A 15909-nucleotide genomic window follows, 5' to 3' on the forward strand; every position below is an offset into this window, starting at 1 on the left:
ATCGCGGCATAGCAAGTCTAGAAAAAACTTTTCATATCCGATGCAACGCTCGGCGCAGCACTGAAGCCCTTAAAGTTAATGTAGCCACTTTCCTTGTTCATCAGTCAACAATTCACGCCGCGAGTAGCCAGTCTCGCGAAGCAGCCACTGCAAAATATCGCTCTCAGCGACATAATCCGAAGAAAGTAGCGGCTGAACGAGCGAGAACAGAGCTTCACGAGAGTAACCTCGCAACATGTCCGCAACTGCACGGATGCTATAGAGGTTAAGTGGAGTTCCAATAGCTCGCTTCAGCAGATGGAAATGCGCCTGTTCGAACGCAACGTCATTGACAGCTTTCAGCGAGTGGAAAAGCACGTCCGGTTGCAAAAGGTCTGACTGCGCGAGACGCAACATCTGATTCGGTGGGAATGAGGTCATCACATTGCCGAACACCTTCGGAATGTACCGGGTCAAACCTTCACTCGCAATCATCCTCTCGAAGAGAGCGTCGCTATAATCCGGCAACGCATCAAGGCGGGACAGTATTTTCTCTGCTTTTTCATCGTCGTTGGCGAATGTCTCAAGGACAGCCTCAACTGCGACATCAGGAACAAGCCGCAGGGCCTCCGGCGACATGTGCTCGTCCCAACTCGATACAAAGCGGATACGTGCGTACCAACATTCGAAGGAAACCTGACCCATCGAGGGGTCAAGAGTCAACGTCTGCCCGGTTTCCTCCTTCCAGGAAATGTACTCTTTCAATACAAGCTTGGCGTGATAGCCTCCAAAGATGTTCGGGTTGCGTAAGATTTGCCCGATGAGCCATGCCATCCCGAGCCTCTTGACCTTTGCTGCCACGAATATAAGGGACTCGCCGACCTTGGGCATAATGCCAAGGCGTTGGCTCGTCTCGTTGAACAACCTTAAATTCAAGTCCGCGAGAAGCGATTCCGGGGCATCATCGAGCAATGCGATGGCCTCAAGAGCGAGCACACGAGGTTGGCCGCCGAAGGAAGCCGGCAATTGCGCAAGCAACTCAGGTAACACCTCGTGCCCACGTCGCGCAACCAAAACCCTCCAACCTAGAAGATAGTAGCCACGCGCAATCCATTCGCGCGCCGTCGCATCATCCACCTCCAGGCTGAGAGTTTCAGCTAATCGATGATGATGGTTTGCGCCAGGCTCCGCGAATGCGAGCTTCTGAAATTGAGCAACCCAATGGTCACCAAATCTCGGTACAGCCATTCCAAGGAGTTCTTGAGCGCGCCTCGTCATCGAGGGAAAACGTAAAAGCAGTTCCTCGAAAACTGCGTCATCGCCAAGCGAAACCAAAACATCATTGACTTGGAACCAAGCCCCGATTTGAGTATCTTCCCCTTGCGGATAATTCCTTGCCAGCCAGAGCGCGAGCTGGCGGTTAGCTCCTTTGCCACAGGCGAATCTGAGGAGCCATGGTGACGATAAAAGAAGATATGGCATGTGCGTCACACACCACGCTGGCATCCCTGTGCCGCACGCTAACGCTGCCGCCAGCGCCAGATTGGGCTCCAGCAGATTGCGATGGAACATCTGCTCTAGCCAAGGCATCCACTTTTCGTCCCCGACAGTCGAAATTGCTTCAATAAATGTTTGGGTTCCAGGGCCGCCGAGCCACTGCGCGAGCACGGCTCTATGTGCGAAGATGTTTCCAGAGTTAAGAGCGGCGACAACATCGGGGACGTATAGATTTTCGCTCGCTAGTTGATTGATAACCTCTAGCGCTCTTCTAATGTACGTCGCTCTCCCCGAGCAGATACCTGCGATGGCGGCACGGCATCGGATTGAAAGACACTGATGCTCAAACATCGCCTCCAACTTTGTGGAGAGAATGGGCTCCATCGACGAGCGCACACGATAGGACTCAAGAGTCGCAGCCAGTGACGCATCCGCAACCGCGGCCGAAATTACGACTGATTTTTCGACGAATTCTCCCGACTCGAGAGCGAGCATTAAACTCTCGCGCGTGTCCAACTGAAGGGCGGCTTGGTCGACCCGTGATTCGCGCAGATACCCGACACCCGCAAGCCAGCTCCAGTAGAGGTCATGCACCGCGACGGTGGTGTTCCCACGCTGCGTGATGGTCCCGAGCTGCCGCAACACCGACAATGGCTCGACAATTCCCCGCTCAGCAGCAGCTGTGCGCAGCGCTGAGATAAATTTGTTATACGACCGCTCTCCAGAAAGTGAAATCAAAGAAACCGCGTCCGTAAGCGCCGCTTCGAATTGCTCTGGTGCATTCTGCGAAAGATGTCGATGAAAATGCGCTATAAGGTCGCCGGTTGTTGCCATTGACCCGCCCAAAAGTAGATAGAGCGAGAGGATGAGAGGAAAGCGAAGCAGGCCTACCATCTCTTCACTTGGTGGCCATGAGCCGTCGAATGACTGCTCGACCGCTACACGGATTTGTGCCACCTCGAGCTGTTCGAGAGTCCAGCTTTTAAGCGACGTATCGCTCGCGTCACGGTGCCGAGCACATGCGACGACCCGAGCGCCTGCGAGAGCACGGAGAAGGCTAGCGCGTGGCGAAAAATTCTCTCCTGTCCCAAACTCCGACCAGCCGTCCAGCAATATGCAAACACGCGTGCTTTGCAGCACATCGTCCAAATTAACAGCAGGTAGGAGCGTTCGAAGTTGCTGCAGCACCTCATCCGCGGTTCTAACGCCTCCGATGGGCAACAGGAGCGGTATCGTCTCGCCAATTTCGTCTTTCGCCGAGACCTCGAAGTCCGAATCTCTTTCGCTCCCGCCATCCGGGGATGCGTGAGTCTCACTCGTTCCGTTTGACTGCCCTAGTCGACCGGCTGCTAGCCGCGACAGAGCATGACTCTTGCCCGCTCCCGGTCCGGCGTAAACAATGTGGTGCAGCTCTTGATGCTGTACAAGGTCTGAAAGCTTTAGGCGCTCGGGCTGCTTTGAGCTCGTTGTAGCCTCGCCAACTACCCATCGCTCACATTCGGAAAGCTTATCCAACGCACATCGCACACGGGACGACGCGTCAGGAAAGAGAGTGAGTAGTCTTGGCGGTCTGCTGCTGTCTCCCAATTTTCTTGCTGCACTCGTTACGTAAGCAAAATCGATGACTTCAGGCTTCGGCAGCGGCTCAGGCAGAGCAGTCACCGTCTTCGAACGTAGTAGCTCGTCGGTTAGGTCTATAAACTGTTGCGACGGTACGGCGACAGCAGTTGCGTCAACAAAGGCATCAACGAACGATTGACGACTCAACATGCGCGACTTGGGTTGCAAAGCTCGCCGAAGTACCACTGCCAAAAGGACATCGTAAGCTCCGCGAGCTGCGCTTACCCCTGCCCGGACCTCATTTCGAATTTCAACCAGATACTCGCGCCCCTCCGCCTCGAGTTCCTCCCACGATGGGTGGCCGCATGCAAAATTAAGCCGTTTCAACAAGCGGCCCCGGAGCTCGGTCTCAGAGCAACAGTTGAGAAAAGCGGCAAGAGGTCCATCGGTAAACCTCGCGCGGAGGGCGTCATGCAATTCCGTCGCGTCGCCCCCGTTTGCCGCCGTGAGCCAAAGTTCGAGGGCTGGCGTTCCACTGGCAAGCGGATTTTTGAGCTCCTTCCCAACGGACGACGTCGTTAAATACGTCAGGAATATCGGCCGACCCGGATTGCTTTCCTGGAGCGAAAAAAGCGTTTCTATAGCTTTAAGGACATCGGCCGTATTGAGCGTAATCGAGCCTGACTCGCGTGTGTCTTTGACTTGCACGGCACGGAGGCTCTGCTCACGTTCGCCACATGAGGTCAATAACTCAGCATAGTCTTCAGCAACCTCAAGATGTAACTCACCATCCGCCGGGAGCCGCATCCATGAGGCTAGGGAGGCATGGAGCTGATAAATATAACCACGCAGCGATGCAATCGCTTGTCTGGACGCCATGTCTCCCGCTAGCGTCCAAGGATTGGAGGTTGGACCAAATGAACTAATTGTATGGGTGGCCATTTAGCGAGCGTTGTGCGGTCTGATTGCCAAAGTTATGATTTTCCGCCACTTTACCGACGGCTCCTAAGCACATTCGATGATACGCAACTTGGTCGATTCAATGTTACGCAACTCCTCAGCTAGCGGCATCGACCCCGTCGACTATCGGGCACGTATTCTTAGAAAAGGACTTGTGCTATCCGAAGACAAAGCGTGCGAATTGCGGATGTATTAACGCCGGTGCCGTTGCCGTAGACCGCGCCCGAGGCCCGCCAGCGAAGCAAGCTTGGCCATCTGGTTGGCTTCGGGTGCAGGGTCTGGGTATGTAACAGTGCATCGCCGCTGCGTGTGGCCTCATTTGGCTGAGTAACGACAAACCGGTCATATCCGCCCTGTGAGGAATCAAGCACGGCATAGTTGACCTTGTGCCTAACGGCGAGTCGATGTTTTATACAATGCGCATACTGCGCATCCAAGTCTCTTTCTGACGCGACTTCGGGCAAATAGATTCTGATGCTGATTTAGAGCTTTCACATCCCGTGCATTGCGAACGTCGACCCAGCCACGATTGTGTTGAATGCTGTACACATCACCGTCGTATGCAAGGCAAAGGATGTCTCGTGTAAGTGGAAGCAAGGTGATTAGACCTGCTGCGTTCAGGCCAAATGAACAGCCAAGAGCGCGGCGGTCTTCAAGGTACCATCGGTTCGACGCCACGGCCGGGTCATCTGACGTTACGAACGGCGTGTCGGTCCGATTTCTAACAAGGCATATCTTGAGGTCCTCAATCGCTGGCGCGACGTCCGCCACTGCGGCGATTGCCATCAAAACCGCCTCTTTTATGTCGAAGTTAGGTCAAACAAGAATCAGCATTTCGTACCACGTTGTTATCTGAAAGCTTTTACAAGGGATGAAGGGAACGCAACAATCAAGATATTTAACATTGACCGGAGAAAATTCATCCCAACTGCCCCGGTCAAGAATCAATGCTCTGGCTCGTATTTTTACGGGGATGACCCAAAACTCGAAGAGGCAATTCAATCGTGTGAAGGCCAGGATACTTTCTCGATAAAGACGACAAGGGCTTCCTTCGCTATATGCAAATCTGCTTCGCAAAATCCGAGAGCACAGGCCGACTTGATACGATGCAAACGGTGTGCTCGGCACACCACAAAGTATCAACGGCCTAGAGCGGTTAAGTGAACTCTACAAGGAACGCCGCGGGGACCGGCTGGATATGATGCGCTTGACCGAACGTCAGCAGGTGCCGCCAGATTGCAGGCCTGTGGAAGCCTGCGATTGGAAACGAGGCAAGCACTCGAGCCGACGCACTGCGTGATGAAGCGGCTAACTCGACCTCGGTCAGTTTGTTTGCTTTTGCGATTTTCATCTCCAGTTCTGACTCCCAGGCGGAATCGAGATGCTGTCGAGCAGATTCTACGATGTCCCTCATGACGGCGCGTAACGGCTCGGACTTACCGCTCTCTCTATCATCAAATATTTCTTCTGCACTTGAATCCATTGGTATCTCAATGGATTGGCATGCCTCTATGGCGAGTTTAAGGCCGCTGTCAGTTTGTCCTAGATGTTCTGTTGCATGTCGATGTGCGTGTTGCCACAGCGAGCGATAGTCCGTATACAAAACTGCGCCAGTTAGCGTAGCAAAGAAAAGTCCGGATTCAAGAGCAAATCCCTTTTGGACCAGGAAGCTTCCGTGCTCTCCCTCGCTGGCCGGTTGCAACAACGCGAAGGGGTCTTCGGCAATCGTTTCTTCTATTGCGGCGACCAGTTTTGTGATTTCCTCAGGGGAACTCTTCGGCCGCTCAGCCTTGAAGTGACACGCCAAGGCTCCCACGGGCATTCGATTTATCGCAATCAGCGTCTTGTACATCCATAAGGCAAGGCGTGGAGAATCCTCGCGTGCAACAATTTTATCTTCACCGCTAATTCGGACGCCCGCTGCACTCATCGATGATTGAGCATAGTCTAAATCGTAGTCTCCGATGTCGGGAACCACATGGACCATACCGTTTTCTATAGACGGCCAGAGAGAAAGCATCAAAAGCACGTTCTCTACCGTATTGACCTTGTGGGAATCTGGTGACTGTATCGGGTTGAACTCGGGCCGAACAATCGCGGGATTCACGAACGGATTAGCAATTACGATTTCGTCGAAAAATGAAAGCATGCCTACGATGACAATGTTGGCCATCCGCGCATCGAGTGCCCCCATATAGACGGCGCGGAAAGTGTCGCTGCGAGGTCTGGGCAGCAATTCAGCCAAATTTGTATCGGCCGGCCAAAGCATGGCCAGAGTTTCGTGTATTTGCTTGACCTGCTCGTTGCTAATGCCTTTTCGAACGTCTTCCCATGTCTTGTCCCCATCGAGCCCCAAGATGTGCTCGACAGCCCGGCAGAACATCAAATTTCGCTCACGTATTCCAAAAACCTCCCAGTTAGGACGATGTTCCAGCGGAATATGTTGGCAACATTGGTCGTAAGTTCGACCGCTGCCACAACCACAAGCCTCGTCCGACGCCAAGTCAGTGCGAACGGTTTTCCTGCGCAGATATTTGTGAGCCCCCGACGTTCGACCGTAAGCGTCCTGATGATGGACATGCCCATCCTCGAACTTGATAAACATCTCGCCGCCGAATTCCCAAAGGAAATCTTTGGGGAGAAGAACGTTTTTGATGGTTTCCCACGGGCCGGCAAACACCTGTTCAGGATACAACCATGCTTTATCCGCTGCCGCAATATAGCGTTTCGCTCCTTCTTTAAGCACAAGGTTGATTGCAGCAACATCTTCCCGTTTAAGTGCGCGCGTTCGTATGTGCGCGTGAGTGTGCACATAGCCTGTCCCACGGAAGCGCGCATTGGTCCGCTTTGAGGTCGGTTTCGCCGCGTCAGGATTTTTCGCCCATTCGACGTGCGTCAGTATCAAACAGGTGTTTGCATCCAGTGGGAATATGGTCTGCGTCCCAGCGAGTTCGGCACGAGCCGAGTATGGGTAGTCACATTCTTTCGCGCTTGGCGGCAGAGCCGGGTTGTACGTTGTCACCGGATTATCTGTCAGCAGGAACTTGATGTCCGATGCCTCAGCGGTGACAATCTCTCGCACTGATTCCACCCACATCTGGCAATACATCAACCGCAGGCCTTGCATCTCTTGCATTAGCTCGAGATGACTGAGTTTCGGATATGACGCTCTTATCCAGTCGAGTCCCTTCGGCGTTCTTAGTTTCTGTGCATCCAGATACGAAAAGAAATCTTGGAACAGATGATGCATTTGCACGGGGTCGCCACGTAAAAATGCGCTCACTGCGTCGGCGCCTTTAGCATCGATTGGGCCAAAAAGGAGGCGCTCAATTTCGTCGTTGACGTCTTCGCCAAAGAAAGTCGTGTACAAATCTACTTCATGAAAGCAGCGTTTGGTCCCCCAGTGCTGTATGGGCGATTGCGTTTGCACAATGCGGCCGTCTGCTAGCGTCTTGGTTTCCGGGTGCTTGTCCAACACCACAAATTTTGATGCGCCCGGCGCGAGGAAACCGCATTGGTACCACTGGGGGACGTAATGATTGACTCTAGTCGGCATGCAGTGCGCTCCGAACGTTGTGGGCTTTCTGAACGTTGCCCATCAAACTTTTTTTCGACAACAATCAATGCCTTAAGCAGGTGACGAACCGTAGTATTATCGATTGATGCATCCGTTTTATTCAAGGCATGCATTCCTCCACACTAGAGCTCAACAAAAGTCTCGACTCATGCTTGTCAATCCACCGAGGAGATTAGACATATCAACAAGCCTTTGCGCGACTAGATGTCGAACTTCTCCCTGACATTGCCATATCCCATAGACCGCCAGTAATGATGCACCAAGCGCCTCCTTACGTTGCTTCTCCAGCAAGCTCGGCCAAACAATAACGTTGACGTTGCCAGTCTCGTCTTCAAGCGTCACGAACATGACGCCCTTTGCCGTCCCCGGCCGTTGACGTACTGTCACAAGTCCACACCCTCGTGCCAACCGTCCGTCCCGATAGGTACGCAGTGTCGACGCTGGCATCAGCCGGTTTGCGAGCAGTTGCGGCCGGAGCAGTTCCAGCGGATGCCGCCCTAAGGTCAGTCCAACAGACCTGTAGTCCGCTACGATGTCGTTCGCTTCGGTCGGTGCGCCCAGTTCGGGCGTTTCATCTTGCACCGCCGCTGCGGCAAGCATGTCCTTGTCAGGAACGGCGGCGACCGACTGCCAGAGCGCCTCACGGCGATTGCCGGCCAGCGAAGCGAGTGCGTTGGCGTCCGCAAGAACGTGGAGGTCCTTTCGGTCCAGCTTCGCTCTGCGAGCTAGGTCAGCGACGGTTTCGAACGGACGCACGGCTCTGGCATTTTCAATCCGCTCTGCGGCGCCGTCCTTCATGCCGCGCAGGAGCGACAGGCCGAGTCGGACGGCCCGGCGGTCGTTGTCTGCCAGCCTCACCAGAGCAGAGTCCCAGCAGCTGACAGCAACGTCAACTGGCAGCACGTTCACGCCATGGCGTTGTGCGTCCTGCACAAGCTGAGACGGCGAATAGAATCGCATCGGTTGACTGTTGAGCATGGCAGCAAGGAATGCCTCGGGTTCATGGCACTTAAGCCAGCTACTCGCATACACGAGGAGCGCGAAGCTGGCAGCATGGCTTTCAGGGAAACCGTACTCACCGAAGCCCTTGATTTGCTCGAAGATACCTTCTGCGAAAGCGTGGTCGTAGCCGCGCTCCTGCATCCCGTTGACGATACGGTCGTAGTATTTCTCGAGACCACCTTTCCGCTTCCAGGCGGCCATAGCCCGTCTCAACTGGTCAGCCTCGCCGGCTGTAAAACCGGCAGCCAAGATGGCCACCTGCATGACCTGCTCCTGAAAAATCGGGACCCCGAGCGTCCGCCCAAGCGCCGTCTTAAGCGCATCACTCGGATATGTCACGGGTTCGAAGCCTTGACGACGTTGGAGGTAAGGATGGACAGCACCACCCTGAATCGGTCCTGGCCTGACGATGGCTACCTCAATGACGAGGTCATAGAAGGTACGCGGTTTCATGCGAGGCAGCATGCTCATCTGGGCTCGCGACTCAATCTGGAACACGCCAACGGTGTCCGCGGCAGAAATCATCTCGTATGTCTGCGGGTCTTCTGCGGGGTCTCTCTGAGTAGCCGGACAAGATGTTCTTCTTTCCACGTCGGCTCGCCCAACGCGATGTCGATGGTTGTCGGCTCGATGGCGTCGCGCCCACGTTCATGCTCCAGCAGCAGCTTGATGGCCGTGACTGCCATTTGCTTCGCACATAGCCAGCCGCACAACTGCACAATCAGACGATGCGCACCAAACACTGCGCCGTCCGCATGCTCGAGACGGTCGGGCATTTCTATGCGGGCGGAAAAAGTGGGCGGCAGTTCGAGCCAGTCAAATAGCTCGGGGGCCGTGCCGAACGCGCGGTCGAGCGAATCAAGCAGATGTTCACCGCATCTTCGCTGCAGGCCGGCCCGCGGCAGGCGCCGTACGTCGGCAATGGTTTCGCAGCCGAGCCCCGAGAACCACTCTCCAAACTGGCGGACCTCGGGAACGGCCATCATCGGCAAAGCGGCCAGCCGTTGCTCAAGCGATGCGAGCTTGAGCACGCGTCGGTTCCCAAACTTTACGAGTAGCCATCCGCCCTGGCCGGTAGGCGCAGCGCTGATGCGCGCGGTGAGTCCGAGTGTCCCGAGAACAGTCTTTGCTTCCCGACACAGCGCAAGCAACCCGCCAAAAAGTCGCAGACTTGCGCCGACCTCTACCACGACGGTCGCTTCGTCAAGCAAGGCGACCTCGGGTGAGAAGCGCATCAGGGCAACACCCACTTCGCGCTGTGCCGCTGCTTCCCGCCCCACGTCACGCTCATGCATTTCCGTCTCGGGCGACAGTGTGAGCACACCGCCACGCTTCATCCCAAGGCGCACGCCGCCTGCACGCGCCGCATTGTCAGCAATTACCACTTTGTCTTTCTCCAGGACTGCACTCCCCTGCGCAGGCTCAGATGACCACTTCGGTCGGAACACCTCGAGCGGCAACTTCGGCAAGTGGACGGCGAGAAAGACGCGCATGTCGGGAAAGCAATACAGGTGTGGGTTGAAGGGGAATCGACAGAGGCTCTGCGCGCGCTGGCCCTCGTCGTTTCACGATGTCGACGGTCAAACCGTCGGCTGATGGTCTTAAAGCAAGCCGCAACAGGGCGGGCGATGAATCCTGTGCCGCTGCCAGCGGCCGGACCATCACGAAGAGTGTTTCGGATGACTGCGCCGCCAAATGCAGGCGCCGCAGCGATGAGGCCTGCGCGTATTGCGCCCAGAAGATGAGCGCACCGCAACTTCCCGCCCGCAAAATCTGCTCCGTTGACCAGAGCGCATCGGCAGTCTTTTGCGCTTTCACCCGCAGGACCTGCTCAATGGAAAGTCCGATGTAGCTAAGTCCAAGTCCGTCCGGGGTATGCGGCGGCTGAACGAATGCAACCGGTCGATTTCCCGAGGCACTGAGCGCCGGGCGCAACAACCGCAATTCACCCACGCCGGCTTGCTGCACCATCAGGTCGACGAGCGCTCCGACCGGCCAGCCCCCTCCGGGAAGTTCGGCAGACAACGCGGGATAGCCGGTCTCAATGACCCGGCCACGGCCACGCGCGAGCTGAGACGCACGCCACAGGGACGGATGTATCTCTTCGGCCGTGACAGTAGCGCTGGACATGTGGCATCAGAAAACCTGTATGTTTATACAGTATCGTACACGCAATTTTGCAGCAGTGAACTGACATTTTCAATCGGAGGCTGAACTATGGATGACCTCCGCGTCACCAATGGCACCGGCGGCGTGCCCATGGTCCGCATGGACGACAGCTGGTGCCTCGAGACGAGCGAGTTCCTTGATGGTCATTAGATGCAGCACGTTGTCTACAGTGCGAGCGAGGCCGCGGCCTCGAGACCTCTGCTGGAATGCTGCTCAAGTTCTTCGCGACAAGAAGCTGAAATCGTTCGGCGGTTGACCGCCGGCCAGACCCTTTGCTTTTACCCCTCCGTGTTCGGCGGGATACCCTGAAAAAGGCTATGCAGGCTCAAAGCCGGGCCTGCCGGCAGTTCACTGTCTTTGAGAACCCTGTTCTCAACCATCAGTTCCATCAATTGCTTGCGCCATTGCTCGGACTCTGCCTCTAAGTCGTGGACGAGCAGCTTGGTCAGCAAATACATCGCGCCGCCCCACAACATCTCGCGGCAGAGCGCCCCAGTCCACTCGGTCTCGTCCACAACGCTCGCCGGAAGCGGTACGTATAAGGCAGTACAGTTGCGAGCAAAATCCCTACGCCATTCCGCTGGGCGTGCCGCCACATAAGCACCCAGCGACCCAGCGATGTTCTCAATTGAATGCGCGAACTGATTTCTGATGTTGGCCAACTGCCTGACATACTTCGCCTGCGGTTCGTCCATTACTCCGAGGGTGAGAGCCAGCTTTAGCTTGCTGGTCGTCCCGTCCACGGCAAGGCGACTGACGAAAGGCATTAGCTCGTCCGCGCCAATCTTTCGCGTCACGATTCTTACAATCCCCGCCTCCACGATTGCTTGTAGCTTGATGAGGAACGACCAGTCGTTATCATCATCGCGGAGCGCATGAAACGTTCCCTCAGGGACACCGATACGCCCCTCCATCTGCCGAATGTACGCGTCTCCCTTCGCGTGCATCGCCTCAAACGGGTCAATCGCCCCTTCTTTGCCAGCCATCGCAACTCCCCGCCCATGTTTTCAGGATTCTAGCGCTAGAAAACACGCCTGCAGTCGCTACACGAGCAATAAATCCAACCGCTTGTGAGCAATCATGTTCCTGAATACTCTCACCGTCGCCGTCCCCTCGCGCATCGCCTCTTTCGAGTCCAAGACGGCCCAGTTCTACACCGCCACGCTGGCAGCAACCGCCGGCCTGCCGCACGTCTTCACCCAGCTGCACGACCAGTTCCCGAGCCTCCAGCCCTAGGTTGGCAACGACTTCTTCCGCTACGGCATGCTCGCCGTGCTCAGTGGTAGATTCATCGTGACGATGCTCGACCCGCACCTCGCCCACCTACGCGAGCAATCCGGCGCAGCCTGCGATGACCGCACCGCCAAGCGCGCTGCCGATGAGATTGCACGCAAATCGGCTGCGGCTGCTGCTGGCATCGACTACGACGTGCTGGCAGGCATCAATTACGCATTTTCACTGGAAATCCGCCCGGTGCACTGGGAAATCGCTCACGCCACTGGATTCGCGGGCCGCGCTCTTTTTTAATCAGCGTTGGGGTCATGAGACTCGACACGGACACTTACACGGGGGCGGAGTATGCGTCGAGGTTCCGCTGGGCGTACCTATGCTTGGATGTCGGAATTGACTGTTAAAAGGTCGCGCGATACCATCCGCCCCAAATCGAAACGGGGTGTTGAATGGCGAACGAGCGTAAGACGGAAGCCTTGGTGCGCGACAAGTTACGCGCCTTTGGCTATAGCGAGCCGGATAACGGCATCACATTAGAGGAGCAAAAGTCGGAGATTGCCAAGGTCAAGGCGCTATTGTCCAAGGCGAGCAAAAACGCGAAGGGTAATAATGGCTATCCTGAATTTATCATCTCTAATCTAAAAGACACCGCGTTCCTAATAGTGTTCGAGTGCAAGCCGGACGTGAAGAAGCATGAGAGCCCGGCTAGAGATAAGCCTGCCGAATATGCCGTCGACGGCGTGCTCCACTACGCCAAGCATCTTGCCGCGCACTACACCGTAGTCGCCGTCGCAGTGAGCGGCACCACGGCCAGCTCCATGAAGGTGTCCAACCTCTTGGTCCCGGCTGGCAGCTCGGATGCCAAGGAGCTCGTAAATGAAAGCGGCACTCCTGTTACCCACATCATTCCCTACGACGACTACTACCGTTTGGCATCCTTTGACCCGGACGTAGCGAAGAAACGCCATTCCGACCTGCTGGCCTTCTCCAAGGAGCTTCATGAACTGATTTGGACAAAGGCCAAAATCTCAGAAGAAGATAAGCCTCTGCTCGTCAGTGGCACCCTGATTGCGTTGATGAACGCCACTTTCATGAAGACTTTTGGCGCTTTGCCTGCCGAAGAGGTCCAGGAAGCATGGCTGGGCGCCATCAAGAAAGAGCTGGACAAAGCCGACATTCCGCAAGCCAAAAAGGACACGATGCTGCAGCCGTATTCCACGATTGCCGTACATCCGAACCTTGGCAAGCCGGACAGCAAAACAGCCAAAGAGTATCCGGACGGGGTGTTCAAGGAAATCATCACCCGCATCTGCGATAACGTCTGACCATACATCAACGTCTATCACGACTTCGATGTGGTCGGTCAGTTCTATGGTGAGTTCTTGAAGTACACCGCCGGTGACAAGAAGTCTTTAGGTATTGTGCTAACGCCCCGGCACGTTGCCGAACTGTTCTCTCTAATTGCCAACGTAAGTCCTGATTCCAAGGTGCTCGACATCTGCGCTGGTACGGGCGGTTTCCTTATCTCTGCAATGCAGCACATGCTGAAGAAGGCGATGACGGAGGAAGAGCGAACTGACATCAAGAAAAACCGGCTGATTGGCATTGAGACAATCCCAAGATGTTCGCTCTGGCCGCTAGCAATATGATTCTACGCGGTGATGGTAAGGCGAACCTGCATCAAGCGAGCTGTTTTGACGATGCCGTCATCAAGGCAGTCAAAAAGATGAAGCCGAATGTCGGCATGCTGAACCCTCCGTATGCACAGTCTAAGAGTGACGCGGAATTGCACGAGCTGTATTTCGTCAAGCAGATGTTGGAGTGCTTGGAATCTGGCTCCATGGGTATTGCCATCGTGCCGATGTCTTCTGCAATCAAGCCTAATTCGGTGCGCGAAGAACTCATGAAACACCACACGCTGGATGCGGTGATGTCGATGCCGCAGGAGTTGTTCTATCCTGTGGGAACCGTAACCTGCGTCATGGTGTGGATTGCAGGCAAGCCCCACGCCAAATCAGGCCGTAAAACTTGGTTTGGCTACTGGCGCGAAGATGGGTTCATTAAGACCAAGCACAAAGGTCGAACTGACCATAACGGCACTTGGCCAGAGATACGTGACCGGTGGGTGGACATGTACCGAAATCGAGAGGTGCATGCGGGTGAAAGCGTCATGCAGGCGGTCACGCCTGCTGATGAGTGGTGCGCAGAAGCTTACATGGAAACAGATTACTCAGTTCTGTCGCAAACTGACTTCGAGAAAGTCGTTCAGAACTACGCTCTGTTCAAACTCTTCGGACAAGAGAGTGGCGAAGAGCAAGAGGAGTCTGTTGATGCCGAGGATTAATGAACTCTTCACGCTTGATTATGGGCATAGCTTAGAGCTCAACCGTCTGGAACAATCGACTGCGCCGGGCGCAGTGAACTTCGTCGGGCGAGCAGCGCGGAACAACGGCGTCACAGCTCGCGTAAGCCCCATCACGGGCTTGGTCCCGGCTGCCGCAGGCACCATCAGCGTCGCTCTCGGAGGGCAAGGAGGTGCAGGGGTTGCGTTCTTGCAGCCGAGTTCCTACTACTGTGGTCGTGATGTCATGGTTTTGACCCCCAGGAACCCCATGACAGAGCAAGAAAAACTCTGGTGGGTCATGTGCATCACGGCAAACCGGTTTCGATTCGGCTTCGGCCGCCAAGCAAACCGAACGCTGAAGGACTTAGCCCTCCCGGACCTTATCGACAGACCTGAATGGGCAGACTCCACTAACGTCTCGAAGTTTGAAGGTGCCTCTTGTCCGAACTTGACAGAAACTCCTCCCGAGCTAGCACCGAAGGCCTGGAAGGCTTTCAGATACGACGAAGTATTCGAAATCAAAAAGGGTTACTACAACAAGAAACCTCCGACTTCAACGGGCTCGGAATGCGTCCCATTTATCGGGGCCACGGAATACAACAACGGGGTGACATCACATATATCTCGCGAAAATCTGCAAAAATACTCCAAGGATGGCTCGATAAATCCGGATGAGCCGATTCGCCGCAAACTTTTTCCCGGGGGGTGCATCACGGTTTCAAATAATGGCTCAGTAGGAGAAGCGTTTTATCAGCCAACCGAATTTACGTGCACCCATGATGTTAATCCACTCTATCTGAAAGAAGAGAATGTTGAGCTTTCTCCAGCATTGGGATTGTTCCTTGCTACGGTAATTCGGGCGGATAAGTATCGCTGGGGGTTCGGCCGGAAGTGGAGACCAATCCGCATGCCGGCTTCGATTATAAGTCTTCCGGTAACGGACGCCGGCGAGCCGGACTGGGCTTACATGGAAAGCTACGTCAAAACGCTGCCTTACAGCTCTCAGCTTAAATAAGCATGGCCGACTTCCTGCATCTACCGCATCTCCGGACCCTACGCGTCGCCCGCATTGGGACTCCATTCAAGAAATAAGCGCCCTTTTTCCGGCGTGCCGAGCAGTCTTCGCCGCGCTGGGCCTTCATTACCGCTTGCATGACGGCAAGACGTGGGTGGACGTTCCCACGACGCCCGAGACTAACTTATTCAAGTCTCCAAGCGCTTCGGAGTCAGGGTCACTGGCCGCACACAGCCGCCGCCGACTGGCCATTCCGGTGACGCGGGACGACACAGCGTCTGTTACTGGCAGGTCGCACCTGAGTTTGCGCCCGACGCCATCGTCCGCGGTCTCTAAGTTTTTCTCCAGCGAGGTCTGCGCCGAGAGCGGAGTTCTTCCGCCTCTTCCATTATCGTTCCGCTTTTTGGCCCTCATCGAAGCGGCTGTTGAGTCTGCAATGCTCTATTTCATGCGACCGGTGTGAGGATTGCCGACCGCTCCAACCACGATGTCAGCTCGGCGGACTTCCTCCTCGAGTTCAGCGGTTCGCGAATGACACAACGTGACCGTCGCGTTCGGTTGGATAGCATCAATGCC

Annotated in this window: 13 protein-coding genes and 2 pseudogenes; 7 read left to right on the top strand and 8 right to left on the bottom strand. The window is 55.4% G+C overall.

Going from position 1 to position 15909, the window contains the following annotated elements:
• Nucleotides 1-75: 75 nt before the first annotated feature.
• Nucleotides 76-3915: an NACHT domain-containing protein gene (locus RW095_RS13930; RefSeq protein ID WP_317019545.1), complete on the bottom strand. Its 3840-nt coding sequence runs from the start codon at nucleotides 3913-3915 to the stop codon at nucleotides 76-78.
• A 471-nt stretch (nucleotides 3916-4386) separates the two neighbouring features.
• Nucleotides 4387-4782, bottom strand: coding sequence for a DUF4238 domain-containing protein (locus RW095_RS41420; protein WP_394365128.1), 396 nt, complete (start codon nucleotides 4780-4782; stop codon nucleotides 4387-4389).
• Between RW095_RS41420 and RW095_RS41425 the strand changes: the two genes are divergently transcribed.
• Nucleotides 4714-5160: a DUF4238 domain-containing protein gene (locus RW095_RS41425; protein WP_394365145.1), complete on the top strand. Its 447-nt coding sequence runs from the start codon at nucleotides 4714-4716 to the stop codon at nucleotides 5158-5160. The two genes, RW095_RS41420 and RW095_RS41425, sit on opposite strands and share 69 nt — an antisense overlap.
• Here the strand turns inward: RW095_RS41425 and RW095_RS13935 are convergent.
• The 5 genes and pseudogenes from RW095_RS13935 to RW095_RS13955 form a co-directional block, all read right to left on the bottom strand.
• The gene (locus tag RW095_RS13935; protein ID WP_317019546.1) at nucleotides 5153-7552 is read right to left on the bottom strand and encodes a DUF4238 domain-containing protein; all 2400 of its coding nucleotides are present in this window, start codon (nucleotides 7550-7552) and stop codon (nucleotides 5153-5155) included. The genes RW095_RS41425 and RW095_RS13935 overlap by 8 nt on opposite strands.
• 150 nt (nucleotides 7553-7702) lie before the next feature.
• Nucleotides 7703-9127: pseudogene (locus tag RW095_RS13940) on the bottom strand (helix-hairpin-helix domain-containing protein); the annotation flags it as partial.
• Between the two features lie 2 nt (nucleotides 9128-9129).
• A pseudogene (locus RW095_RS13945) lies at nucleotides 9130-10068 on the bottom strand (Y-family DNA polymerase); the annotation flags it as partial.
• Nucleotides 9998-10705 (bottom strand): translesion DNA synthesis-associated protein ImuA, encoded by a 708-nt coding sequence (imuA, locus tag RW095_RS13950; RefSeq protein WP_317019547.1) that lies wholly within the window; start codon nucleotides 10703-10705, stop codon nucleotides 9998-10000. The gene imuA and the pseudogene RW095_RS13945, both read right to left, overlap by 71 nt.
• A 317-nt stretch (nucleotides 10706-11022) precedes the next feature.
• Nucleotides 11023-11730, bottom strand: coding sequence for a hypothetical protein (locus RW095_RS13955; RefSeq protein ID WP_317019548.1), 708 nt, complete (start codon nucleotides 11728-11730; stop codon nucleotides 11023-11025).
• Nucleotides 11731-11824: 94 nt separating this feature from the next.
• Between RW095_RS13955 and RW095_RS13960 the strand changes: the two genes are divergently transcribed.
• The 6 genes from RW095_RS13960 (at nucleotide 11825) to RW095_RS13980 (ending at nucleotide 15333) form a co-directional block, all read left to right on the top strand.
• Nucleotides 11825-11980, top strand: coding sequence for a hypothetical protein (locus tag RW095_RS13960; protein ID WP_317019549.1), 156 nt, complete (start codon nucleotides 11825-11827; stop codon nucleotides 11978-11980).
• A gap of 57 nt (nucleotides 11981-12037) precedes the next feature.
• Nucleotides 12038-12271 carry a hypothetical protein gene (locus RW095_RS13965; RefSeq protein WP_317019550.1) on the top strand — a complete coding sequence of 78 codons (234 nt, stop codon included), beginning with the start codon at nucleotides 12038-12040 and terminating at the stop codon, nucleotides 12269-12271.
• Between the two features lie 152 nt (nucleotides 12272-12423).
• A complete protein-coding gene (locus RW095_RS13970; protein WP_317019551.1) occupies nucleotides 12424-13299 on the top strand; it encodes a hypothetical protein in 876 nt (291 codons plus the stop codon).
• 30 nt (nucleotides 13300-13329) lie between these two features.
• Entirely contained in the window at nucleotides 13330-13623 is a 294-nt protein-coding gene (locus RW095_RS41430; protein WP_394365129.1) for an N-6 DNA methylase, read from the top strand.
• The gene (locus RW095_RS13975) at nucleotides 13596-14318 is read left to right on the top strand and encodes an N-6 DNA methylase (RefSeq protein ID WP_394365130.1); all 723 of its coding nucleotides are present in this window, start codon (nucleotides 13596-13598) and stop codon (nucleotides 14316-14318) included. Before RW095_RS41430 ends, RW095_RS13975 begins: the two co-directional genes overlap by 28 nt.
• The gene (locus RW095_RS13980; protein ID WP_317019552.1) at nucleotides 14305-15333 is read left to right on the top strand and encodes a restriction endonuclease subunit S; all 1029 of its coding nucleotides are present in this window, start codon (nucleotides 14305-14307) and stop codon (nucleotides 15331-15333) included. The genes RW095_RS13975 and RW095_RS13980 overlap by 14 nt, the downstream gene beginning before the upstream one ends.
• 441 nt (nucleotides 15334-15774) lie before the next feature.
• On the opposite strand, the gene RW095_RS13985 is transcribed toward RW095_RS13980, so the two are convergent.
• Nucleotides 15775-15873: a hypothetical protein gene (locus RW095_RS13985; protein ID WP_394365131.1), complete on the bottom strand. Its 99-nt coding sequence runs from the start codon at nucleotides 15871-15873 to the stop codon at nucleotides 15775-15777.
• Between the last annotated feature and the right edge of the window lie 36 nt (nucleotides 15874-15909).

The organism is Paraburkholderia kirstenboschensis (genome assembly GCF_032806925.1).
Classification (GTDB): domain Bacteria; phylum Pseudomonadota; class Gammaproteobacteria; order Burkholderiales; family Burkholderiaceae; genus Paraburkholderia; species Paraburkholderia kirstenboschensis.